A 23,225-nucleotide genomic window follows, 5' to 3' on the forward strand; every position below is an offset into this window, starting at 1 on the left:
TATCATTGCTTTAACTTTTGATGAATGGAAAGTTTTGTAATCACTCCGGTGTTACCCGGAATTTATATAATATCTGCCCTGCTTAATTTTTACCTATACTCTATAGTTAACAGCCGGCAGAGCTAACAAAGAATTAATATCATGACTGACTGGTTGCCTGCAGGAAAGAAGGCTGCGATATGTTTTAGTATCGACGATATTCATCCTGCAAAAAGTACTGATTATTATGAAGCTGGTGGTGACCTTGATCAAGGAAGCCTGGGCCTTGTAAAGTGGCTGCTTGACCGGCATCCCAAGCTTAAGGTAACACTTTTTACAACTGCAGACTGGCGGCAGATCTCACCGGTACCAACCAGAAAAGCGCTGGCCGCAATACCCGGCCTAAGGGATAAGTTTTACCTGGCCGGGCGCTGGAAAAAGGGTAGCATGCAGCTGGACCGGCACCCCCGCTTTGTTGAGTTCCTGAATGCCTGGGACAGGGCAGAAATTGCATTCCATGGATTATACCATACCCACAAGGGACTTAAAATTCCTGTAGAATTTCAGAACCAGTCGGAAAAGAAATTTAGCTGGATGCTCGATGAAATGATCAGGATCTTTGAGCAGGCAAAACTGCAACATGTAAAGGGCATTTGCCCTCCGGGCTGGAATGCTCCTGACAGTCTTTTGAACCAGCTGGTGGCACACGGTATCAGGTACGTTAATTCTGCACGGGATATTTTCACTGAAATATCTTCTGATGCAATCACCAATATGAGCGGGATAAAAGGGGTGCCCCTGATCTATCCTAAGTTTCTGAAGAATGATCAGCTATTGCATATACCGGCAAACTTTCAGGCAACCTCTACACCTGAAAGAGCAAAACAGATCCTGGAGAACGGTGGTTTACTATCTATCAAAGCCCACATTGTAAAAACTGCCATGGGTTTCACCATCCTGGATGGTGTTGACCAGCTGTACATGAACTACCTGGATGTGCTGCTTGGCTCTCTTGAAAACGAATATGGCGACTCCTTATGGTGGACCTCTATGGGCGAAATCACCGATTATACATTTGCGCAAAAATCCAAAGTAAAAGAAGTAGCTGCTTAATGGAAAACATCGAAATCAATCCGCCAAACTTCCAGTCAGAGTACATCAGGTACATCAACGAATGTTTTAACCACTGGGGACAGGATAAGGAGTACGACTGGGCCTTTAACCGTAAGGTAGGAAATCATGCTTCTGATATCATGATTATCAGGAATGAGGAAGATGAGGTGATTGCAGGCTCGGCAGTTACATACAGAAAATTAGAGAAGCCCGATGGCAGTAATATTGCTATTGGTATCATGACTGGCTCCTGGACCTTACCAAAGGCTCGCGGCAGAGGCTGTTTCAGTAAAATCATCCAGTTATCAAAAGAGCTGGCCGGCAAGAGAGACGTACCCTACCTCACCGCCTTTGTAACAGAAAGCAATGCGAGTTTCAGGCGGTTAAGAGATGCAGGCTCCATGCTGCTTCCCACCAGCTTTTTGTTTTCTCCGGAAGAACCCTTTGCAGATGTAGATATAGCGGAGATCTCTGTTACAGACAAAACAGAAGGTGTTATCAAAGATATTTTTGAAAAGTTCAGCCAGTTGCAAAAGGAGTCTGTCCGCTATACTTATACTCCGGAGGAGTTCCGGCAACAGTATATCGATCGCCCTAATGGCTCAGAGATCATCAGGCTGGGAGATGATTATGCAATTGTGGAAGAAACATACAATGTGGTAAGGGTTCTGCTTATCACCTATAAGGACCTGAATCAGTTTGAAAAAACAGTTAAACTGCTTACAAACTGGGCGCTCAAAAACAGATCAAAGAAACTGCTCCTGTTCTCTACCCAGCAGGGCCTTATTGAAAGAAGTAAAAATATTGGCTTTGAAGCTATGCAAGGGTATTTTACCATTTTAAGCACTTCGGAAGGAGCTAAGGAGCAAATGGAAGAGCTTATGCAGCTAAGCATCAATATGGGCGATAAGATGTAGACAATAAATCTGCCCTGCTGTAAAATATCAAAGCGCTGTGTATATATCCTATACAGCGCTTTGATATTTAGAGTACAGCCTGTTCTGAAAAAATCAGGAAGCGGCTTCCGTTACCCTGCGGATTTGCTTAACTACCCGCTTGAGGTCATCATCACTTAGGTTTGAGCCAGAAGGCAGGCAAAGGCCTTTCTCAAAAAGTCTTTCACTGGTGCCGCCGCCATAAAAGGGTGCCCCTGCAAATACAGGCTGCAGGTGCATGGGCTTCCACAGGGGCCTCGATTCTATGTTATCCTGCTCTAATCCAAGCCTGATGTCTTCCCTGCTAAAACCGCTGGTCTCATCAACCAGCACAGTGGTTAACCACCTGTTAGAAAAATATTCTTCACCGGGTTCTTCCATAAAACGAATGGCATCATGGTTTGCCAGCGAAATATTGTAGAAGGCATAATTGCTTCGCCTTTTAGCAACACGCTCCTCCAGTACGTCCATTTGTCCACGGCCAATGCCTGCACATATGTTGCTCATTCTGTAGTTATACCCAATCTGTGTGTGCTGATAATGGGGTGCAGGATCACGTGCCTGTGTAGCCAGAAAGCGTGCTTTTTTCACCCAGCCCTCATTTCTGGAAACCAGTGCACCTCCGCCAGAGGTGGTGATGATTTTATTTCCGTTGAACGACAGAATGCTGATATCGCCAAAAGAACCCAGCTTCTGGCCTTTGTACGAAGAGCCCAGTGCCTCTGCAGCATCTTCAACCACAGGTATTTCATAGCGCTTTGCCACGTCCATAATGCGGTCCATCTGGGCTGGCATACCATACAGGTGCACCACAATAATTGCTTTTGGCTTTTTACCTTTATCCATCCTGTCTTTGATGGCCAGCTCCAGGTGATCTGGCGACATGTTCCAGGTTTTTTCCTCACTGTCTACAAACACTGGGGTGGCCCCCTGGTAGGCTATTGGATTTGCAGATGCAGAAAAAGTCATTGACTGGCATATTACTTCATCTCCTGCTTCTACACCCAGAATAACCAGGGCCAGGTGCAGCGCAGCTGTTCCCGCACTTAGGGCTGCCACATGCACTCCCTGCCCCAGGTAGGCTGCAAGATCCTGCTCAAAGCCATTCACATGCGGCCCCAGGGGGGCTATCCAGTTGGTAGCAAAGGCATCCTGTATATTTTTGAGCTCATTCTCCCCCATGTGAGGAGACGAAAGCCATATTTTCTCATTCATAATCTTTTCTTTTGCTGATAATATTCCAGGCAAATGGAAGGATATCCCTCCTGCCTCATCTTATCTAAAACCAAATCCACATTATATACGACAGACTCCAGGCTAACTTCGGTACTGATGGTATCATACAGAACATAGTTGATTACATTGATCCATTTTCTGTTCTGGCCAACACTGCCTGTGTTGATAAGCTTTTTACCCTCTGCCGATGTTGCTGCAAACTGATGGTGGGAGTGTCCAATTATATAATTTCTCTCAAGTTGCAGCTCATCGATATCAGTATCAGGAAATACATACTGGTTATTTACGGTATGTTGTACCTGAAAGTCGCCTACCTCCACTGCATTTCCCCAGGCAGTTATCAATTCCTTTTGGCTGAAGCGTGGATAACAATGGCTAAAAAAAGCCTTCGCTACTTTGTTTTCTCCAGGATAGCTGCCCTCTATGTAATAGGTTTCATGATTACCCATCAGGCAGGTGCACTCTACGCTTTCCAGCAACTGCACACATTCGTTGCTCCAGGGGCCATAGTTTACCACATCCCCATGGCTTATTACCATATCAGCTTCAGGGCCTGCTACTTGCAGCATTTTCTCGAGTGCTATCAGGTTGCCATGTACATCGCCAAAAATTAATACCCGCATGCCTTTGCTGCTCCTTTTATTCTACCACTGATTTAACTTTTTGCCGGAAAAGCCCGGTGTTTATACCGCTTCCCTGCAGGTACTTCTCCAGCAGGCTGATGTCTACCTTTGCCCTGGAGGAAAAATGGGGATCATCCTTATTGATAATCTTTTCCTTTGAACAACCTGTTTGCTCACAAATCACTTCTGCAAGTTCCATAAGCGTAATTTCTTCACCGGAGGCAAGGTTGATTACCTGCTCAGGCCACTCATCTAGTTTCGCAAGATGAGCGATCGCTTTAACGGCATCATCTACATGCAGAAAATCAAAGCTAACCCTGTTCCCGTTGGTTAAGTTAATGTTTTCCTTAGCAGCTGCCTGCCCGATGAGCTTATGCAGGATCCCTCCTGCTTTCATGCCGGGACCGTACAGGGCAGATATGCGCAAGTGTAGTAAAGAGAGCCCGTTTGCCTCGGCAATGGAACTCATCACTAACTCCTGTGATAGTTTGGATGCACTGTAGCCAACGTGTCCTCCCTTTGGATAGGTTTTTTCACCTTCTTTTAAGGGAACCGGCCAGGGCTTACCTACCACCACCAGCGTGGAACAATTGATCACCCTCGGGATCTTTTCTGCTGCCGCCCAGTTCATGATGTTGGCCCCGCCCAGTACATTGGTACTGAACAGTTGCTCCAGGTAGGCCGGATCGTTGAAGACTTTGTATGGATCTGGTAAGGCAGAAGCACAATTGATTACTACATCTGGTTTTGCCTTTACAGATGTAAATTGTGTCGCATCGGTAATATTAAGGGCACAGGCATTAGCAGAATCCCCGGCCCCAACAGATCTTTTTGAATAGTACACCTCTTCTCCCTGCTGCTGCAGGTATTTAACCAGGGTACTGCCTAAAAAACCTCCGGCGCCAATCACAAAGTATGTCATGCCACTATTTGCTCAAAAATGGATAGTACTGGCTGCGGTATCCCTCCAGTTCTCCCTCTTCCTTTAATCTCTTCAGCTGAGCAGGCTCTACAAAAATATCCGACCAGGTCCTGAACACAGCACCATCCCTAAGCCGGGGCTGTTCCATTTCTGCTTCGCCAAAAATGTGGTTCAGGAGGGCCTCCACCTCGTTAAAGCCAAACATATAGCGGAGTGGTGTTGTACCGCTGAACCTTCCGTTTATTTCAAATACCACCGGTTTTCCATCCTTGATCCGGTACTGAAAATTAGCTGGGCCTTCCACCCCTAACCGTTCTGCAATGGCACAGATGGTGCTATCGTAAGGATTATCTCCCTCCCGGTACGCCCTGTAGGTATTGCCGTCGCGTAAATCTCTTTTTAGCGATACAATCGCTTTACATTTACCATCTACCACCATACAGCCAGCGGTGTACTCCCCCTCCTCTTCACCAAGCATTTCCTGTACCACAAGGTTATTTTTGTATGAGCATACCTCCTCCAGATCCTTATCATTCTCAATGATCTTTATGCCTTTTGATCTGGCACCATCTACGGGCTTGGCAATGTAGGGATAGGGACATGAATTCCGTAGCCTTTCAATTCCTTCCTTATCAGTAGTTAGTGCAGAATGGGGATAGGGAAATCCATGTTCTTTCAGGAACTGTGCAGTTAGCCATTTATCATTTGCAATTGCAATCACCTCCGGGCTGGAAACAATTACTTTCACCTTCAGCTCCTTTTCCAGTCGTTTCTTGTGTTCGGCAAACAGAGGTAATTCCACATCGGTGCCAACAAACACTACATCCACCTGCTCCTTCCTGATGATATCTTCCACCACATCCAGGTATTCTGGTTTATTTGCCATAGGGATCAGATAGGCCTTATCTCCTAAGCTGTGCCCCTGTGCTCTGTAATCAGGATCGGCCGTAATAATGTAGTATGCATTGACAGAGATATTAAGGCTGCGTAAAATTCCCTGGCCCAGTAAGGCACCGGCACCGGTAACAAGTATTCTTTTCATAGAAATTCAATTCTGTTTTTTTTGCCGAACGTATTCAATAAAAGAAGGCATGGTGGCATGTCCCTTTGCAGAGATGCCTTCTGATTTAATAACCTTGGCAACTGTTAATAGTAAAATCTTTACATCAAGTGCAAAGGATATATTTTCTACATACCAGATGTCGTATCTGAATTTTTCATCCCAGCTGATGGAGTTACGTCCATTTACTGCCGTCCAGCCGGTAATGCCAGGTTTTACTTCATGCCTGCGCTTTTGAATTTCGTCGTAAAAGGGCAGATAATCAACCAGCAGTGGCCTTGGGCCAATCAGGCTCATATCTCCTTTTATTACATTAATCAGCTGTGGTATTTCATCAAGTGATGTTTTTCGTACAAAACTTCCCACAGGTGTTAACCTTTTTTCATCGGGCAGTAGGTTTCCCTGACTGTCCTTCAGGTCGTTCATGGTCTTGAACTTGATCACATGAAAAACCTTGCCTCCCTTGCCCGGCCTGGGCTGCACAAAAAAAACATCCCCCCGGTTTGCTATAAAAAGTGCCAGTGCAACAAGCAGGGTAACAGGCAACAAAATAATAAAAGCAATTAAGCTTATAACAAAATCAAGTAAGGGCTTGATGTAATTGGGGTACAACTTCATGTTTTCTTAATTGTTCCTGATACTCCTTCAGCAGGAGACTCCAAAAATGGGTTTGCTCATACCTTTCTACTATCATCTTACGAGCATTCTGGCTTAAATGTGCGTATAATGGCTGGTTTAGGAGCAGTTTTTCCATAGCAGCATACAACTCGGCTGTTGTCTTGGGTGGTATGATCAATCCGTTTTCACCATCAACAATAATCTCGTTACAGCCATTAATGTTGGTTACTATGCAGGGCAGACCAAAACAGGCAGCCTGCATGGGTACATTGGGAAAGCCCTCCCGATAGGATGGAAAAGCAAGGGCATGGCTAATGGAAAGGTAAGGCCGCACATCCTTCTGATAGCCTACTGTTATAATGGCTGGATTGGTTTCAATTTCATGCAGGGTTTCTTCTGAAATCGGATCCAGCTCCTGCTCCAGCGGGCCAACCAGCAGAAGCCTGGCATGCGGATGTAGTCTATTAAGCTTACTGAAAGCTGTAACAAGCTCCTGCATGCCTTTATCTCTCACCAGGCGACCTATGAAAACGAACACAAAATTTTCGCTGCCAATGCCTAACTGCTGCCTTAGTGCCTCTGGCTGGCCCTTTTCAATACTGCTTCTGCTGAAGAAATCAGTATCGATTCCATTGCTGCTGCCGTTACCGATTACTTTTAGCTTTTCGGGCTGGTTGTACAGTGTGTCAATCAGGATTCTCTTCAGGTTATTGGAGTTTGGATAAACTTTGGTTGCACATGCATAGGTTAGCACCTCTACAAACTCCAGAATTTTACGTCTCAATCCGCTGGCTTCTATCAGGTATAAACCAGCTACCGTATGCAAACGAATGGGCACACCGGCAAGCTTAGCCCCAAGCATGGCTATAATGCCGGCCTTTGGTGTGTGGGAGTGTACTATGGCAGGCCTGTATTTCCTGCACAGCCTGTAGAACTGCCAAAGGGCTTTTAGATCACGGAGGGGCGTTATTTTCCTGGTAAGGTCAAGAATAATATGTTTGCAACCCTGCTCCCTGATTACATCTTCCCGCTCGGGACCATCTGCCGATATCATGACAGGATCGAATCCTCTTTTCTTCATGAAAGGAAGCTGGCCAACAATGAGATTTTTAAGTGATATAGGAACTGTGGTTACACGAAAAAGTACTGCCATTATGCTTGATTAGCTTTAATATAGTCATACACATCCAGCATGCTCATGCTGGTCATACCCCATTTATTTTCGAGCATTTTGTAATGGTTAATGATGGTTCGAAGGTCTGCCATACTCAGCTCCGGATCATCGCCGAAGTTGTTAGGATGCCACCACAGATGATAGCACTCCCCTGCTTTGGCAGCCAGGGTCATCTCACGAAGAACCCGCTGCAGGCGTAAACTGTTTAGCAGTTTGTTGTCTGAATGCACAGGCCTTAAAAGCCTGCTGGCAGGTATGGAAAGCGGTTGCCCGTCCCTTAATTTCAGGGAAGAAAGCTTGTAGGAAGTTTTAGCACCAATAGGCAAATAAGCATCGGCTCCGCGAACGAACCTTTTCAGGGGCTTTTCTTCCACATCCATATTCCAGAACCAGTCAGATGGGTTAGATCTTACAGTTTTGATTCCTTCCTCGGCACAGATCTTCAGGTAAGGCTCATCTAGCTGGTTTCGGGGAAATACCAGGGAATGCAGCTCAATTCCTTTTCTGGCAGCAATTCTGCGGGCTGCCTGCAGGTCATGCTTAAACTGCAGCAGGTCCTGGCCTCCTTCGCGACAGTAGTAGTGTGAGAAGGTGTGTGTGGCCATTTCCTGGTATGGGGTGTTCCTGATCTGGTCAACCAGTTCAGGTGCAAAAAAATATTCATTCATACGCCTGTCTTCGGCGTACTTTTCTTTAAGCCTGTAAGAGGAAAGCCTCGCATTGTTATAGGCAGGTACCACTGCAGGAACTGCCGAAGCCCAGTCTTCCCAGTCTTTGGCGAACAGCATACCAACAGTAGCCCAGGTAACATGTACTTTCTCCTTTTCAAAAAGGGAAAGCATTTGTGGAATAACCCTGCGGGTATTGTCGTAATAGGTAGTTTTTTCTTCTAACTGCACCTTATCGAACACACCCCAGTACAGTTCAAAATCCAACGAAATAGAAAAAGCTGGTATATCCTTAAGCATGAGCGTTTAATGTTAATTCTGTCTCCATTTTTCTTCTCTGGAGCTGCAGGCGCTGCACTTTCACCTGTCGCTTATGATCAAGAAAGGAGACCACCACAAAAAATAAAAAATACATTACCATACTCTTTTGCCGCATGGCAATACCAAGGTTTGCCATTACAAATGCCAGTGCCAGAGAAGAGGTTAAAAAGATGGTCAGGCTCATCTTTACAAGAGAAGTTGAGTTTTTGATATACCTGATAATGTTTTTATCAAAGAGTTTAAGGGTAAGAAAAATATAAAGCAGGTTCTCGAAGGAAACAAAAATGCCTATTGCACCTGGTGCATCGAAGAACAGCGGCCGGAACCAGAAGGTAAGCAGCTTGAGCGGCAGCGGGTAATTATTGATGTCAATACCGGAACCAGACCTGGATAAGCTGGAGGCACGGCCGGAAGCAAATTCCTCAAAGCCTTCTATAACACCCTCCTCCTCGAGGTTAATATTGGCCATTGCCAAAACAGTATCAGAAAACACGATGATACCCCCAATAAAGCCTACATATACCAGCATTTTCTGGTACATGGGCACTTTTTCTTTACCAGTGAAATAACCGGCTACCGCCCCGGCACCCAGGAACATAAAGACGTGCGGCCTGATACAAAAAACGATGAATGAGCTTAGCAGCAGGGCTGGGAGTCTTTTCTGTGGCACCCGCATGGCATAGGCAAACATGCCAATACCCAGAAAGATCAGTGAGCCTTTGCTAAAGGCCACTGTCCAGAAGTGCATGTTTGGCAAAAACAGAAAAAGGGTAACCAGTTCAATGCCCCAAAGCTTTGGACTTGTTTTAATGTTCTCCCGGAAGAAAACATAAAAATAGAGAAAGCCCAGGTAGCCAAACCAGGCGAACAGGGCAAGCATGGATTCATAAGTAAAGCCTAAAACATCGGCAAAGGGATAGCCTATAAATTCAATGAAATGCGTATCTGTTCCAAATGCCTCAAACCATGAATCATAAGCGGTTGAAGCATCATGATAGTAGCCTTTGGAATCTGACGGATGCGAGAGCTGGTACCAGTAATATACACCCCAGAAGAGGTAATGAAACCAGAACAGCTTGTTCATCAGATCAACCGAAAGAAAAGGAAACTTCTGCTTCAGGTTCTTAATGATTGGCTGAGAGATTGCATATAAAAATAATATGAGAACGATCGCCCCTACCATTAAAATAATATCTTTTTACTATTAGCTTTTACTTATCTGTTTGTTCAATCCATGTCGGCAACATTGCTGCAACACCCATCAAACCTGTACGGATACTAAAGCGCTGAACTTCCCTCCCGTACGGTAATAGGGTAACTATTAGTGCACCACAGGCATTGCCTTAACAGCTTTCTGGTTCCTGTACCAGATTTCCATGGTGAGCAGGCCAAAGAGTAATTTAGCCCTTTTATCTCTCGACATAGTTATCTTATTATTCAGCAGCTTCTCTACAAAAGAAACCTCCAGCACATCCTTGTACAGGCAGTCGCTGCTGTGCAGGTAGTCCTGCAGAATGGGCTGTAGTGTATGCTCTACCATGCCAATAATGGGCACCTCAAAACCTCTTTTAGGCAGTTTTTCATTGCCGGCCGGCAAATACTTTGCTGCCAGCTTTCGCAGCACCAGTTTTGTAGTACTTCCTTTAACCTTCAACACGTCTGGCAGAGATGGCGCAAACTCCAGAATGTCTTTCGAAAGAAAAGGCGACCTGCCCTCCAGTGAGTTCTGCATGGAGCTGATGTCTATCTTCTTCAAAAGAATATACGGAAGAATAGTCTCAAAGTCTGCCAGCATAATCTTCTGCAGCCCAGATAGGTTTTTGCTGTAAATGCTCCGGATCTTTCTCTCCAGGGCATCCTCGGGCTTCACCTTGAATGGAACGCTGCCATCGAGCAGCAGGTCTGTGCTGGCACTTAAATACTGCTCATAACGCTCCAGGCTGTTTAATTTTGCCAGCCGATAAGCGTAGTTGTAGAGACTCATTTTATTGCCGGGCGCAGGCAAAAGCGGAGATACCAGCTTTGAAAGCACCCTGACTCCCTTATTTGTCAGCAGGGAATTAGCGTAGGGCACATACCTCCTGTATCCGCCAAAAAGTTCGTCGCCTCCGTCGCCATTTACAATAACAGTTAAATGCTTGCGGGCTTCCCTGGCTACATAGTAAGACGGTATTTGCGAATCGTCCACAAAGGGCTCACCGTAGGCATTCACGATTTTTTCAAAATCCTGCAGCAGGTGATCGTAAGAAACATTCAGTTCCTGGTGGCTGGTACCCAAATGCGCTGCTACTTTTCTGGCTATGGGCGATTCGTCATACTCATCGCTGAATTTCACGGTAAAAGTGCGCAGCCCTGGTTTAACTTCTGTTGCCATGGCCGTTACTATGCCGCTGTCTATGCCACCGCTTAAGAAACACCCCACCTCCAGGTCACTGCTTTCTATGCGTCTTTTTACTGCTCTTTTCAGGCGATAGTCGAGCTCTTCCATGGCTTCTTCCTCGCTGATCCTGATGCCGTTCTCGTAAAATGGCACAATAGACCACCACTCTTTTTGCTCCGAGATGGTGCCGCTTTTAACGTCTATTTCCAGCCGGTGGCCAGGCTTTAATTCATAAATACCCTTGAAAGGAGTTCCTTCTCCATATACCATACCAGTTTGCAGGTAGGTAGCCATGGCCGATAGCCTGATGGAGGGGCGCAAAACTTTTTGCAGAACGTTTTGCTCACTGCCAAAATAGATGTTCTCTGGTGTTTTGGAAAAGTACAGAGGTTTTTTACCTGCCCTGTCACGAATCAGGTGCAGTTTTCCCTGCGACTGATCATAGAGGGCCAGGGCAAACATTCCTTCCAGGTGCTTAAGCATGCCAAGCCCCAGTTTCTGATAAAGCAGCAATATTGTTTCTGTATCGGAATGACTGCGGCCGTTCAGGCTGAACTGGTCCCGCAGCTCCTGGTGGTTGTAGATTTCACCATTGAAAATTATGGACAGCCCCTCCTCTTCCATAGGCTGGGTACCGCCTGCTATATCTACAATGCTAAGCCGGGCATGGAACAGGTGCACATTAGGTTCATAGGTTTTATAAACCTGGCCGTCGGGACCACGGTGGCAAAGCATTTCTTCTGCAACCTTCATGTCGCTTTCTCTCAGGCGACCGATATTTCCAAATATTCCACACATATTAAAATAACTCCAGATCGCCCATGGTAAACGACCAATTGTTTATATCACTTACCAGCGCCAGCAGTTCCTGGCTGTTTACTTCACGAACAGTTAGCTCCGGGGCCAGTTTCTGAAGAGAAAACATCCTGTAGTTAATTCTTTCCCAAAGATTTACCGGATCTTTTGAAACCAGGCTAATAAAAGGCGTACCGAGCCTGGCTGCCAGTTTGTGTGCTGCCTGCATCAGCAGTTGCCGCTGCGGCTTTCCACTTAACCAGAGGGCATCACTGATTCTTAACTCATGAAAATACTTCCTGTTTTTCAGGTGAAAGAAAAGCAGTATCTCACCCTCGCTGCCCTCATACCTGTATGAACCATATGGAATTTCAGGAATAGACTGGTAACGCCATTTATAGTAATCCAGTGAATGATTTACATGGATCAGCCCCTGGTTAACATCCAGGCTGTAATCTGATGGAAGTGCATTGAAATCAAGTGCCTGCAGTGCTTCCTGAAAACGTTCAAACCGAAGCATAGCATAACGCGAATGCTGCAGAGTTAAACTGCCAAACACAACAGGTTTACCAAGCACCTGCCAGCCCATTTTCAAATAGCCAGGTTTTGATGCATTATTGGGTGTATTGTAAATAAAGCTGGGTGGTTCACTTTCTTTTAGTTCTGCAATCAGCTGTTTGGTAAGTCTCGAGAATATACCCTTTCCCCTGTAATCCGGGTGGGTGCCTGTATCAACAGCCCTGAAGGCAGGCAGTACCTTGCCTTTGTACTGCCACTGCCAGCGCATAAAGGCTCTTAGGCCTATGAGCTTTTCGCCATCAAAAGCCAGCAGTACGGGAGATTCACCAAAAGGATTGTTAATGTGCTTCCATCTCCAGAAACTCTCTGTGGGAGCGCCATACTCGGTACCTAATGATATTTCAAAAAGTTCTATGATAGCAGGCAGATCCTGCTCATTAGCTACTCTTACTGTATACTCCATGTGTTAGTTTACTGTATGCTCCCTTGGTTAAAAATTGTTGATAGACTTCCTCCAATTCACGCACCATCTTTTTCATGCTGAAATAGTTTTCTATCCTGTAGCGTGCGTTTGAGGCAATCTCAAGCCGCTTTTCCTTATCTTCTATAAGCAGTTCCAGCTGTTGCTGCAGGGCTTCCACATCTCCGGCAGGGCTAAGTAATCCTGATATTCCATTTTCCACCACTTCTGGTATGCCACCAACATCTGTGGCTACAGGCGCACACGACATGCTCATTGCCTCCAGCAGGGCAATGGGAAGTCCTTCAAAATCAGAAGTCATCAGGTAGATGTCTGTTAATTCAAAATAGGGCTTTACGTTATGCTGTAAGCCTTCAAAAAATACCTTACCCTCCAGCCCGAGTTCCCTGGCCTGTTGCTCCACTGCTGGTTTTTCCGGGCCATCGCCTATCATGATAAAGCTTACCTTTTCATGGCGCTGTAAAATGCCTGCTGCAACCTTTATAAAAAGGTCGAGCCTTTTTTGTATACGGAAAACAGCCACAGTGGATATGATCAAATGATCTTCCGGAATACCTAACTTCTTCCTGATATCAGAAGGATGTTTCCCCCGCTGAAAAGCAACAGTATCTACCCCGTTAAGGATAAGCTTTAGTTTATGTGGCGAAACCACTTTGCTGGAGGCTTCTCTTGCATCTGCCGATACCGCAATTGTCAGGTCATTGAGGAAGAGCGTCATGCGGCTGGCCAGGTACGTAAGTATGTGGTAACTGGAGATATTGTTGTGTTCTGTATATATCACTGGCACCCCGGCTAACTTTGCGGCTATCCTGCCGGCAATACCTGCCCAGGCAAGGTGGCAATGCACCAGTTTGATGTTGTTGCGGCGTATGTACCGCACCAGCGCGGGTACCTTGGCCATTATATCCAGGTTGTTGTTCGATGACATACAGGTAACGATACCCCCATTTCGCTCCAGGGGCTTCACTACCTGGTCTTTCCAGGGCAGGAAGTAGATGTAATGGAACTCATAGCGTTCCTGGTTGTGGTAGTTGAGTGTTTCGGGCAGCAGCATTTCTGCCCCGCCTCTACCGAGTGACTTTATAATATGTAGAACTTTTATCTTTTCCGCCATGGGGCTCAATGGTTTTACCTATTTTTTTCGATACGCCATGAACAGTTCCCCGTAGGAACCACTCCATCTTTTCCAGCTTATTATCTTCTTTGATCACTATTGCACCAAACAACTTCGCCCAGCTCCTGACCAGCTTATAGGCCCGTAATGCTGTGCGCTCCTTTACGTACAGGCGCATGTAGAGCATATTGCGAACCTCGTAATAATAGCGCCAGGGCTGCCGGTAACCGGTAACTCTTTTTGTAAAGTGCACACCCTTGGCCCTGGGTATCCACACACAGGGGTACTTATACCTGTCCCTGATCCTCTCCTGCAGGTACTCTGTATCTTCAGACCAGAAGAAAAAATCGCTGCGGGGATAGCCAACATGCCTGATCACTGGCATAGGAATGAGAACGCCCCACCAGCCGGGCATTCTGCGGGAGGCAAAGTCCTTTTCACGGATATATGGAAACGCAACCGTACGCTCATCAGAATGCTCAAGTAATATTTCAAGGCAGTCCCTGAAGGGGAAAAAATCATCATCCATTAGCCAGACATAATCCACATCTGTTTTCTCAGCAAAGTATTTAATGCCTTCATGGAAGCCTCCCGCCGGCCCCAGGTTCTCATCCAGGTAAAGCTTTGTTACCCGATCTTCTCCTTCAAGATACTCCCTGGTTCCGTCCATGGAATAGTTATCCACTACCAGCACTTCCGCAGGCTGGTAGGTCTGCGAAAGCACCTTGCAAATGGTAATTTTAAGGAGCTTTAATCGGTTCAGGGTAAGAATAACAACTCCTATTTTTGGCTTCATACGATAATGTCTTCAGATTTAGATCCGGGTCTCCTCCCTTTTAGTTTAAGCTCTGTTTCAATAATCCACTATATAATTCTATGAACGAATGTGCAATGTCTTCGTTCATGTACTGTCCCTTTACCTGCTGATACGCATTTTGGGTAATGGTGCCGGTTATGTCCTTCCGGCTCACAGCTTCTATGATTGCCTCTGCAAACCCTTTTTCATCACCACACTCCGGCAGCCAGCCAGTTTTAGCAGGTGTTACCACCTCCCCAATACCGCCTACTTTATTGGCAATCACGGGTGTTTTATACAGCATGGCTTCAAGAATTACCCCGGGCAGACCTTCTATAATGCTTGGCAGCAAAAGGGCTTTTCCATGGGCTATGTAATCCAGCGGGTTTTGTACAAAACCGGTGAAATGGACCTTCTCCTGCAGTCCCATGTCAGCAACCATGGCTGTGATCTCTTCTCTCATTGGGCCATCTCCCACCAACCACAGGTGCGCAGCAGGCAACTGCTCCAGCACCTGCTGAAAAATTCGTAACAGTCCCTGGTGGTTCTTTTCAAAAGAGAAGCCTCCCACATGCACCAGGTTAATTTGTGCCGGATCTGCCTCAGGAAAAGGGTTATTAACTACTTTCTGCTTCTCCAGCCCAATCGGGATTACTTTTGCCCTGGCAGAGAGGTAGGGAAAAAGCTTAACCAGGTCCTGCCTTGAGTATTCACTCACTGATGCCACTGCATCTATCTGTCTGAATAAAAAATCTGTGTATACTTTCTGCAGCGGCTGTTTCAGGTATGAACTTAGGGTACTGGCATTACGGAAAACCAGTGGCTGCCGCCAGCGGAAAAGCAGCTTTGAGAATACAGCATATTTAAGTGTGTCTCCTGCATTGGCCTGAACTATGTCTGGCTTTTCCTTTTCCACCACCCTGGCCAGTTCCTTCCATGCTGCCCTGTCCCATAAGCGGGCATCCGGATTTGCTTTTATGCTTATGCAGCTCCTGTTATAGCTGGCGGCATTGGTATTATCATAAATGGCAAGCAGCTTGGAGCTATGCCCCTGTTGCTCGAGGTTATCAGATAACTGCGCAGCAAAAATCTCGGCTCCACGCAACTGTGGTGTATGAATTAACTGAAGAACTTTCATCAATACCGGGCAATTCCCGCTTTACATCCTGTTAAAAAAATAAAAGACACTAAGCAGCAAAATCTGACACAGAGCTTAAATCACCGTCAGCAGGCCAAAAAATGCTTTTCATCTTGTATCCTTTTAAAGGAATACAAGCTTGAAAAAATAGCTCCTTAGCTTAGGATCAGCAGTTTAATCAAGCAGTACGAGCCAGGCTGTATGATTTTGGCTCACTATTAATCTGCTTACGAACGTATTTTACCGCATATGGGTACGATAATTCCTCTGGTGTGTCTGCCGACTTTATATAAGCTTCCTTATATACCCTGAAATCAGGATCTAGGTTAATATCAAGTGTCTCTAAATTATAACTGTCAATATTGATAATGGTTGCATTTAATGCCTTCTTCAGGACTTTTATGGGGCTGGCAATCTTCTCGTAGCCCGCAAAGCTGCCGCTATCAAGCAATACTACAGGTTTGTTGTAGATTACTGCAAAGTTGGTAGCAGTGCTGTAGTGGCTTACCACTAAAAAAGCATGTTTCACCAGGTTAAGGCTTTTTCCTACCACAAACTTCTTACCCCGAAACCTTTTCGCGTAATCCGGATGTTTGTCGGCTTCCGGATGCCCTGCAATTACTACCGGCCTGCCATATTTTAGAGACAGGTCGTCTAACACCTGATTTAATTTCTGGTAGTAAGTGTCTACATTCATCAGGCCTTCTCCCAGTTTTTTAAAATCAGGGTGGTAATAGAGCATCTGGTCCAGAAAAACAATGGCATCCTGAGCCGAAGGATCAGGCAATACATCCTTATTCAGGAGGTGAATGTTGTAATCATCTGCATGTGTTACAATAACTCTGTCTTTAGGAAAACTTGCAGGTGCCTGGCTGGCATTGGAAACCATCAGGTAATCTGGCTGAAATGCGTTTATCCCAAGCCTGTTGCCCCATTTCCGGAGAATTTTCTGAATTACATACAGTACTGCATTACTGAAAGGCCTGTACAGCTTGTAAAAAAATATGCTCCCCATCATAGCTTTAAGGGGATTTACCTTTTTTCTGCTTCCAAGAGGCAGACTTTTGGTAATCCTGCCGATCCAGATCAGGTCTTTGCGTGATTTAAATACTTTGTAAAGGATTGGGTAGTAGTAAAGCATACCCAACATAGAAAATATAATGGTGTTTGGCTCCAGCTGCTGTACCTTTGCCTTTAACGCCTGAAGGCTCTCAATTTTTACAGCATACTCCTGAATTGCTGGTGCATTTAAAATAACATTGCTGCTAACATCAAACAGGCTGCCGATGTGCCAGATCTCTACTTCATGCCCCAATTCAACCAGCTGCCTGATCTGATAGGTTTCTAACATGCTGTTACGGAAGAGGCGCAGTTCCAGAAATATTACTTTACTCATGCAGGTGCATCACAAAATGATCTTGAAAAAATAGCCTGTTGAAGGCACAAAACTGAGAAGTACTACTTTTGTAGATCCTTCAGTAGTATTAACCCGCTGATAAACCCAAAGGTTTTTATATTCAAAGAGGGAGTTGGTAAAGCGTGCGCTCATAAGCCACAACGCCAGCTTATTAGAAAAAACAGTGCAGGAATTTTATTTTCTGTTCTGCGGTAAACGGTAGATATATATTATAGAAGATTAACAGGTTATTTATACCTGGCGAAGTGCTTTGTTCTGCTGTCGGCTGTTTCTACCAAACTTCATGATCATTTCCCTTAAACAAACCACCGGAATTCCTGTAATACTACTGCAGCAATTCTATATTTATTAATGCTTGCTGTCGTTTATATTTCTTAACGTAAATATAACCGCTGAACCTGGGGAAAACCCATTTTGCAGAAATGCCTTGGCGTAGACTTCGTTAGCTGTATCACTACGATCCTGTATTTTTCAATATTAATCAGTCGCAGAGATGAATACATTTTTTATCAGGGCGTTGAACAAATTGAATTATCTGGAAAATTTTAACCTGAGTGGCAGTGTATGCTTAAATGGGAAAGTTTTCAAAGTACCTCTTCATGGAAAAATAGGTCTGGGAAACCTGCTGATGAATGAACCCTGGATGATTGATGTTCTAAAGATTGCGCTTAAAGTTGAGGACAGAACTTTTATAGACATTGGCGTTAATGTTGGGCAAACCCTGCTAAAACTAAGAAGTGTTTCTGACAGCATCAGATATGTTGGCTTCGAGCCCAATCCCGGCTGCATAAGCTATGTTAATAAACTGATAAAAGACAACAGGCTTACCAACATTGAATTAGTGCCGGTGGGCGTTTCTACCGTAAACCAGATTGGTAAACTGGTTTTTTTCAATGAGAACCCTGCAGATAGTTATGCCTCTATCATCGATGACCCAAGGCCTAATAAAAAGGTTAACAGGAAGGAATTCATACCCCTGTTCAACATGGGCACCATCAGGAACTATGTGGAATTTGAGAATATTTCTGTGCTTAAGATAGATGTGGAAGGCGCAGAACTTGAAGTACTTACAAGCTTCAGAGAGGAGTTGAAAAAGTATGATCCTATAATTCTGATGGAGATCTTACCTGTGTACAAGCCTGAAAATAAAAGCAGGTTACAAAGGCAGAACAGCATTGAAGCACTATTAAAAGAGGCTGGTTATATCCTGCATAGGGTAGTAAAAAAACATAAAAAACTAGCCGACATCATTGAGATTGATGAAATAGGAATACATTCCAATCTGAAAAATTGTGATTATGTGATTGTTCCTCACACAAAGCTGGCACAGTTCAAAGAACACTTTCAGGAGTGGCGTGCTATGTAATGCTGCAGGAGGTATAAGTCGTTCCAATTTTTCAAAAATGGCACTTGCATGGCCATGAAGGCACATACCGCTGCTTAAGAACTTTTACAGTGTTGGTGGCATTTGATTATTAGCAAAATCAAATGTTACAGTATTGTTTAGACTGTTTCCAATGTCTACAGAAACATACATAGAAACTGATTCTTCTAAATCTTCCAGTAAAATATTCAAAAATCAGGATGATTCAGCAACTGACTTTTAAGGGAATCATCTGCAAGTCCATCGTTTTTTACCCTCTTTTTCAGGAGCTCCCATTGCTTATGCCTTGCCACCACAAGTACCGGTACTTTAGCCAGCTTAAGCGTTTTTGATAGTGCCAGCCTGTTATTACCAGTAGCATTGTTGTAGATAATTTCTCCATTACGGCCTATGTTAACAGAAATTTCGTGATGAATACCCTTGCTCCTGTCGTCTTTGCTGGCAGTTTTATTTTGTGTGTTGTAGCCGTTTATTTTTATATCATTATACAAGCCTTCGATGTATGCGAGCCTGTTATTTTTAAATTCATCGAGTGACCTGCATCCGTACAGTACACCCCCGTTCCTGAGAATTTCAGCTCCTTTTTTAAAATATGGGGTTTCCTCCCAGGCAGCACCTTCATTGAACCTCTGGTTATAAGATTCATACAAAATCTCACCTGCATAGGGTTTTACATGCTGATCCCAGTCTCCGCCAATCACCCTGCCTGTATTGCGCCTCGGATCGAAAGCGCCCAAAGAAAGGTCGTACAGCGGCAGTGTGTCCTCCTTTACTTTCTCAAAGATATTAAGATCTGTTTGGAGGCCGGTTAGCAGCCTAAGCCTGATATCAGCAGGGTTTACCCAGATTAACCGGTGGGGATCTTTAACGGTCTGGTGAATAAACCTGTTTTTAAGATCAGCAATAAAGTATGAAAATCTTTTTCTAAGGTATTTATAAAGACCTCTTAAGTATTTTCTGTTAAAGCGCATGTATGTTTAAAAAGTACAGAATGAAAAAATGCTCTTACTCAGCCGGGTTTACAGGTTGTTCATTTCAACCATTTTCTTAAACCTGTTGGAAGATTCTTTAAGCATATCAAAGCTACCTTCATTTTCCACAACTCCATTTTTCAGGTAAATGATCCTGTCTGCATCCTTTACGGTTGATAATCGGTGTGCGATGATGATGATGGTATACTTGCCCTTTAGCTGATCAATATTTTCCTGTATGCTTTTTTCAGTTTCAGAGTCAAGTGCAGAGGTGGCCTCGTCCATGAACAGGAAGTCTACTTCTTTGTACAACTCCCGCGCAATAGACAGCCTTTGCTTCTGACCACCGCTGACCATGATACCATTATTACCAAGGGTTGCCTGTTCTTTTTCCGGCAGTCCCATCACAAAATCATAGATGGAAGCCATTTCGAGTGCCCTGTGGAAGCGAGCAACATTCTTCTCTGTGGGTTCATCCCAGAAGGTAATGTTATTGAAAATGGTATCGTTAAAAATTACAGGCTCCTGTGTAATATAGCCTATCCTTTGCTGGAAAGAACGTATATCATACGACTGAATGTCTTCGCCATCAATCATGAATGCCCCAGTATTTACCTGCAGCAAGCCGCTCAGTACGTTCATGAGGGTAGTTTTGCCTGAACCACTCTCTCCTACCAGGGCTACTGTTTCGTTTCTCTTTATTTTGAGTGAAATGCCCTTGAGCACATGGGCACTGCCATAGGAGAAATTAAGGTTATTTAGCTGAAGCTCGTGGTTAAAACGCCCGAATTTCTTCTCTCCGGGTGTTTCCTGATGCCTGGCCAGTTCTTCGGTAAATTCTGTCATATTATCCAGAGAGCCCGAAACAGCCAGGAAGGAGTTCCAATAGTTCTGCACCGACATCAGGAAGTTGAGTGCCCGGTAAAAGAACAGCAAACTTAGGATAATCAGGCCAAGGCTTTCGCCGAACAGGTTAACCTGAACCAGGATCACCACCACTACTACCAGTATTACAGTTGGCTCACGAATGGCAGTTAAGGCAGCCGCAAGCGTGCCCAGCCTGCGCTGGATCACCTCTATACCGGTAATTGAGTTTTTTAACTTTCTGCCGTACTCATATATAAGACCAGATGCTTTTAAATATTTAAAGTTTGCAACCATCTGGATGAGCAAACCCTGGAAAGAGTGCGATTGTGAAGTATACTTTTTGGAAAGCTGTTTAGTCTTCTTATAGAATATGTTAAATATAAAGTTGGTAAGTGCACCGCCAACGGCAACAAACAAAGCAAACTGTGCATTGGCCATCAGCGCAAAAACCATGTACACCATTACCATTACCCCATACTGGTAAGTCTTAAAGTAGGCACGATAGGCCTGGTTTACTCTGTCTACCTCTCCGCTGAAGGTATTCTGAATTTTACCGGAGTCGCTGTTCACAAAATCTGTATAGCGGTAACCGGAGAGCAGGGTAATGTTTGAGAAACGGATCTGGCGAATAAACCTCTGCTGCAGAATAACCTTGTACAGCCCCTCAAAGAATTTCATTACGCCCTTAAGGGAGAAAAACAGCAACATTACCAGCAGTACTGTCTGCAGGTTGAGCGATAAGCCGATCGACTCGAGGCCATCTATCAGGAAAGACAGGTTTCCCATCTGCTCAGAATCAACATCTCCGCCACTGCGGCTGTCTACCATCTGGAGCAGGGGCAGAAACATGGCAAGTCCGAAGCCATCGAGCACACCTACACCAATACTAAGTGCCATAGAAACAAATATTCTATAGCCTAGGTGGTGGTAGAAATAGGCAAAGTTCTCAAAGTATTTATTTATGAATTTTTTCAACTTATGTCTGCTCTTCTTCTTTAGAAATAATAAATTCTACAAGCCTGAAATCTGTTTCATCATCAATATCTACAGAGGACCTTTTATCCATTACGTATTTTTGCTTCTTCAGCTGCGAAAGTCCTTTTTGTTTTAACTTTGCTACGTTAATGATGTAAATGGCGCCATTGAGCTCCCAAACAGCCGGGCAATCCTGCCTCCTGGTGAAAGCACCTTCTTTCGATTTCTGTAGTATACCCTGCTCGTCTTCTTCAAACAGCACATAATATGGATTTGCATCTGTTTCCTTTACAGATACGATCATTTCAGTATAAGGGGTAACAGCGGCCATTGCCTCCTGTAGGTGCCTGCCAGTTCTTAAGGGAGAGGTTGGTTGTAGTATAACTACAAAATCATAGTTTATTCCCTGCTCTTCGTAAAACTGCAGGGCGTGCATTAACACCTGCTCGGTGGTGGCACTATCGGTGGCCAATGCAGCCGGCCGTTTAAAGGGCACCGGGAGGCCATACTCCTCAACAAGTGCCGCTATGGTACTATCATCGGTAGAAACACATATATGCTGCTGCTCACTTACTGCTCTTGCAGCATCTATGGTATAATAGATCAATGGCTTACCATTGAGCGGCTTTATATTTTTACCCGGTAAACCCTTAGACCCGCCGCGTGCCGTTATCAGAAATAGAAAGTCCATCTAAAATTTAATATGCCTGATATCTTCCTGTGCTTTTTTAAAGTCTTCGGGCTTACCTATATCAAGCCAGTACCCCCTTAAAGGATAAGAATTCACCTTAAGGCCTTTTTCTATCATCAGCTCCATCAGATCGGTTGTATTGTAAAAGCTATTCTTAGGAATGTACTTCAACACCTCTTTCTTGATCAGGTAAATACCCCCATTCGAATAGTAGGTATAGGTTGGTTTTTCCTTAAAGCTTTTAATGCTGTTATCTTCAGTCTCCAGTACTGCATACGGAATATTAACACTGTAGGGTATGGACACTACTGAAATAGCGGCATCTTTAGAGATAAAGTCCAGGAAAAAGTCTTCATAGTCGAGGTTAGTGAGCAGATCGGAATTAGTAACCAGGACGTAGTCATGCTGGAATTCCTCTATTTTGCTAACAGCACCCAGGGTACCGAGTGGTTCATCTTCCCACACCCACTTGATATTGACAAACTTAGAGCTGCCATCCTGAAAGTACTCTTCCAGCTGCTCGCCCAGGTATCGTACCGAGATCCAGAAATCATCGATCCCAAAGCTGATCAACCTGTCGATGTTGTGCTCTATGATTGGTTTTTCACCAACCTTCAGCAGTGGCTTGGGTACATTATCGGTAAGCGGCCTCAGGCGCGATCCTCTGCCACCAGCCATGAGTACGGCATCTACGGGAAGATAAGATTTTAAGAATCTGAAGTTGATCACATTTACAATCTTGCCCTCTCTGCAGAGCACAGGGATAATCTTAAAATGATTTTTCCTGTAGTTGATCACCTCTTCAATGGTGTAAGCTCCCTTTTGTATATACTTAGGGTTTGACTGGATAAATTTGTCTACAACATCATCCAGGGTGAGCCCTCTTAAAAACCCCCTGCGCACATCACCATCCGTTAAAGAGCCCTTTAGCTTTTCTTCCTCATCCACTACAAAGAGAATGGCATCGGCCGCCAGTTCATTTAACTGTGCCAGTGCCTGTTTTATAGGTGATTTACATTTGATAATATGCCTGTGGTAGTCGTTCATA

General features: G+C 44.7%; 21 protein-coding genes. 3 read left to right on the forward strand and 18 right to left on the reverse strand.

The genetic code is table 11. The features are described 5' to 3' along the window. Nucleotides 1-141 precede the first annotated feature (141 nt). Nucleotides 142-1,092 carry a DUF2334 domain-containing protein gene (locus KWJ01_RS20875; protein ID WP_224999054.1) on the forward strand — a complete coding sequence of 317 codons (951 nt, stop codon included), beginning with the start codon at nt 142-144 and terminating at the stop codon, nt 1,090-1,092. Next, the gene (locus KWJ01_RS20880) at nt 1,092-2,009 is read left to right on the forward strand and encodes a hypothetical protein (RefSeq protein ID WP_224999055.1); all 918 of its coding nucleotides are present in this window, start codon (nt 1,092-1,094) and stop codon (nt 2,007-2,009) included. The genes KWJ01_RS20875 and KWJ01_RS20880 overlap by 1 nt, the downstream gene beginning before the upstream one ends. A gap of 93 nt (nt 2,010-2,102) precedes the next feature. On the opposite strand, the gene KWJ01_RS20885 is transcribed toward KWJ01_RS20880, so the two are convergent. From KWJ01_RS20885 to KWJ01_RS20950, 14 genes are all read right to left on the reverse strand, one after another. Next, nucleotides 2,103-3,242: a DegT/DnrJ/EryC1/StrS aminotransferase family protein gene (locus tag KWJ01_RS20885; protein WP_224999056.1), complete on the reverse strand. Its 1,140-nt coding sequence runs from the start codon at nt 3,240-3,242 to the stop codon at nt 2,103-2,105. Beyond that, complete coding sequence (locus tag KWJ01_RS20890) at nt 3,239-3,886, reverse strand: metallophosphoesterase (RefSeq protein WP_224999057.1); 648 nt, start codon at nt 3,884-3,886, stop codon at nt 3,239-3,241. Before KWJ01_RS20890 ends, KWJ01_RS20885 begins: the two co-directional genes overlap by 4 nt. A gap of 16 nt (nt 3,887-3,902) precedes the next feature. Beyond that, on the reverse strand, nt 3,903-4,808 hold the full coding sequence (locus KWJ01_RS20895) for an NAD(P)-dependent oxidoreductase (RefSeq protein ID WP_224999058.1): 906 nt from the start codon (nt 4,806-4,808) through the stop codon (nt 3,903-3,905). Between the two features lie 4 nt (nt 4,809-4,812). Continuing rightward, nucleotides 4,813-5,850: an ATP-grasp domain-containing protein gene (locus KWJ01_RS20900; protein WP_224999059.1), complete on the reverse strand. Its 1,038-nt coding sequence runs from the start codon at nt 5,848-5,850 to the stop codon at nt 4,813-4,815. A gap of 6 nt (nt 5,851-5,856) precedes the next feature. Next, nucleotides 5,857-6,486: a sugar transferase gene (locus KWJ01_RS20905; RefSeq protein WP_304502775.1), complete on the reverse strand. Its 630-nt coding sequence runs from the start codon at nt 6,484-6,486 to the stop codon at nt 5,857-5,859. After that, a complete protein-coding gene (locus tag KWJ01_RS20910) occupies nt 6,449-7,639 on the reverse strand; it encodes a glycosyltransferase family 4 protein (protein ID WP_224999060.1) in 1,191 nt (396 codons plus the stop codon). The genes KWJ01_RS20905 and KWJ01_RS20910 overlap by 38 nt, the downstream gene beginning before the upstream one ends. Further along, a complete protein-coding gene (locus KWJ01_RS20915) occupies nt 7,639-8,628 on the reverse strand; it encodes a polysaccharide deacetylase family protein (RefSeq protein ID WP_224999061.1) in 990 nt (329 codons plus the stop codon). The genes KWJ01_RS20910 and KWJ01_RS20915 overlap by 1 nt, the downstream gene beginning before the upstream one ends. After that, a complete protein-coding gene (locus KWJ01_RS20920) occupies nt 8,621-9,733 on the reverse strand; it encodes a hypothetical protein (protein ID WP_224999062.1) in 1,113 nt (370 codons plus the stop codon). The genes KWJ01_RS20915 and KWJ01_RS20920 overlap by 8 nt, the downstream gene beginning before the upstream one ends. Nucleotides 9,734-9,970: 237 nt before the next feature. Next, nucleotides 9,971-11,827: an asparagine synthase (glutamine-hydrolyzing) gene (gene asnB / locus KWJ01_RS20925; protein ID WP_224999063.1), complete on the reverse strand. Its 1,857-nt coding sequence runs from the start codon at nt 11,825-11,827 to the stop codon at nt 9,971-9,973. 1 nt (nt 11,828) lies between these two features. Further along, complete coding sequence (locus tag KWJ01_RS20930) at nt 11,829-12,806, reverse strand: GNAT family N-acetyltransferase (RefSeq protein ID WP_224999064.1); 978 nt, start codon at nt 12,804-12,806, stop codon at nt 11,829-11,831. Continuing rightward, entirely contained in the window at nt 12,781-13,938 is a 1,158-nt protein-coding gene (locus KWJ01_RS20935) for a glycosyltransferase (RefSeq protein ID WP_224999065.1), read from the reverse strand. The genes KWJ01_RS20930 and KWJ01_RS20935 overlap by 26 nt, the downstream gene beginning before the upstream one ends. Then, nucleotides 13,892-14,734 (reverse strand): glycosyltransferase family 2 protein, encoded by an 843-nt coding sequence (locus KWJ01_RS20940; protein ID WP_224999066.1) that lies wholly within the window; start codon nt 14,732-14,734, stop codon nt 13,892-13,894. Before KWJ01_RS20940 ends, KWJ01_RS20935 begins: the two co-directional genes overlap by 47 nt. A 40-nt stretch (nt 14,735-14,774) precedes the next feature. Then, nucleotides 14,775-15,872: a glycosyltransferase gene (locus tag KWJ01_RS20945; protein ID WP_224999067.1), complete on the reverse strand. Its 1,098-nt coding sequence runs from the start codon at nt 15,870-15,872 to the stop codon at nt 14,775-14,777. Nucleotides 15,873-16,050: 178 nt separating this feature from the next. Next, nucleotides 16,051-17,268, reverse strand: a complete 1,218-nt coding sequence (locus KWJ01_RS20950; protein ID WP_224999068.1) for a hypothetical protein — start codon at nt 17,266-17,268, stop codon at nt 16,051-16,053. A gap of 514 nt (nt 17,269-17,782) precedes the next feature. Here KWJ01_RS20950 and KWJ01_RS20955 point away from each other — a divergent pair. Continuing rightward, complete coding sequence (locus KWJ01_RS20955; protein ID WP_224999069.1) at nt 17,783-18,655, forward strand: FkbM family methyltransferase; 873 nt, start codon at nt 17,783-17,785, stop codon at nt 18,653-18,655. 206 nt (nt 18,656-18,861) lie between these two features. Here KWJ01_RS20955 and KWJ01_RS20960 read toward each other — a convergent pair whose 3' ends face one another. The 4 genes from KWJ01_RS20960 to KWJ01_RS20975 are packed head-to-tail and all read right to left on the reverse strand — an operon-like array spanning nt 18,862 to nt 23,224. After that, nucleotides 18,862-19,644, reverse strand: coding sequence for a hypothetical protein (locus KWJ01_RS20960; protein WP_224999070.1), 783 nt, complete (start codon nt 19,642-19,644; stop codon nt 18,862-18,864). A 48-nt stretch (nt 19,645-19,692) separates the two neighbouring features. After that, nucleotides 19,693-21,486, reverse strand: coding sequence for an ABC transporter ATP-binding protein (locus KWJ01_RS20965; RefSeq protein ID WP_224999071.1), 1,794 nt, complete (start codon nt 21,484-21,486; stop codon nt 19,693-19,695). 1 nt (nt 21,487) lies between these two features. After that, a complete protein-coding gene (locus KWJ01_RS20970; protein ID WP_224999072.1) occupies nt 21,488-22,177 on the reverse strand; it encodes a cytidylyltransferase domain-containing protein in 690 nt (229 codons plus the stop codon). Then, nucleotides 22,178-23,224, reverse strand: a complete 1,047-nt coding sequence (locus KWJ01_RS20975; RefSeq protein ID WP_224999073.1) for a nucleotidyltransferase family protein — start codon at nt 23,222-23,224, stop codon at nt 22,178-22,180. Nucleotide 23,225 lies beyond the last annotated feature (1 nt).

Origin of the sequence: Cesiribacter sp. SM1 (assembly GCF_020178975.1) — a bacterium.
In the GTDB taxonomy this organism is placed as follows: Bacteria; Bacteroidota; Bacteroidia; order Cytophagales; family Cyclobacteriaceae; genus Cesiribacter.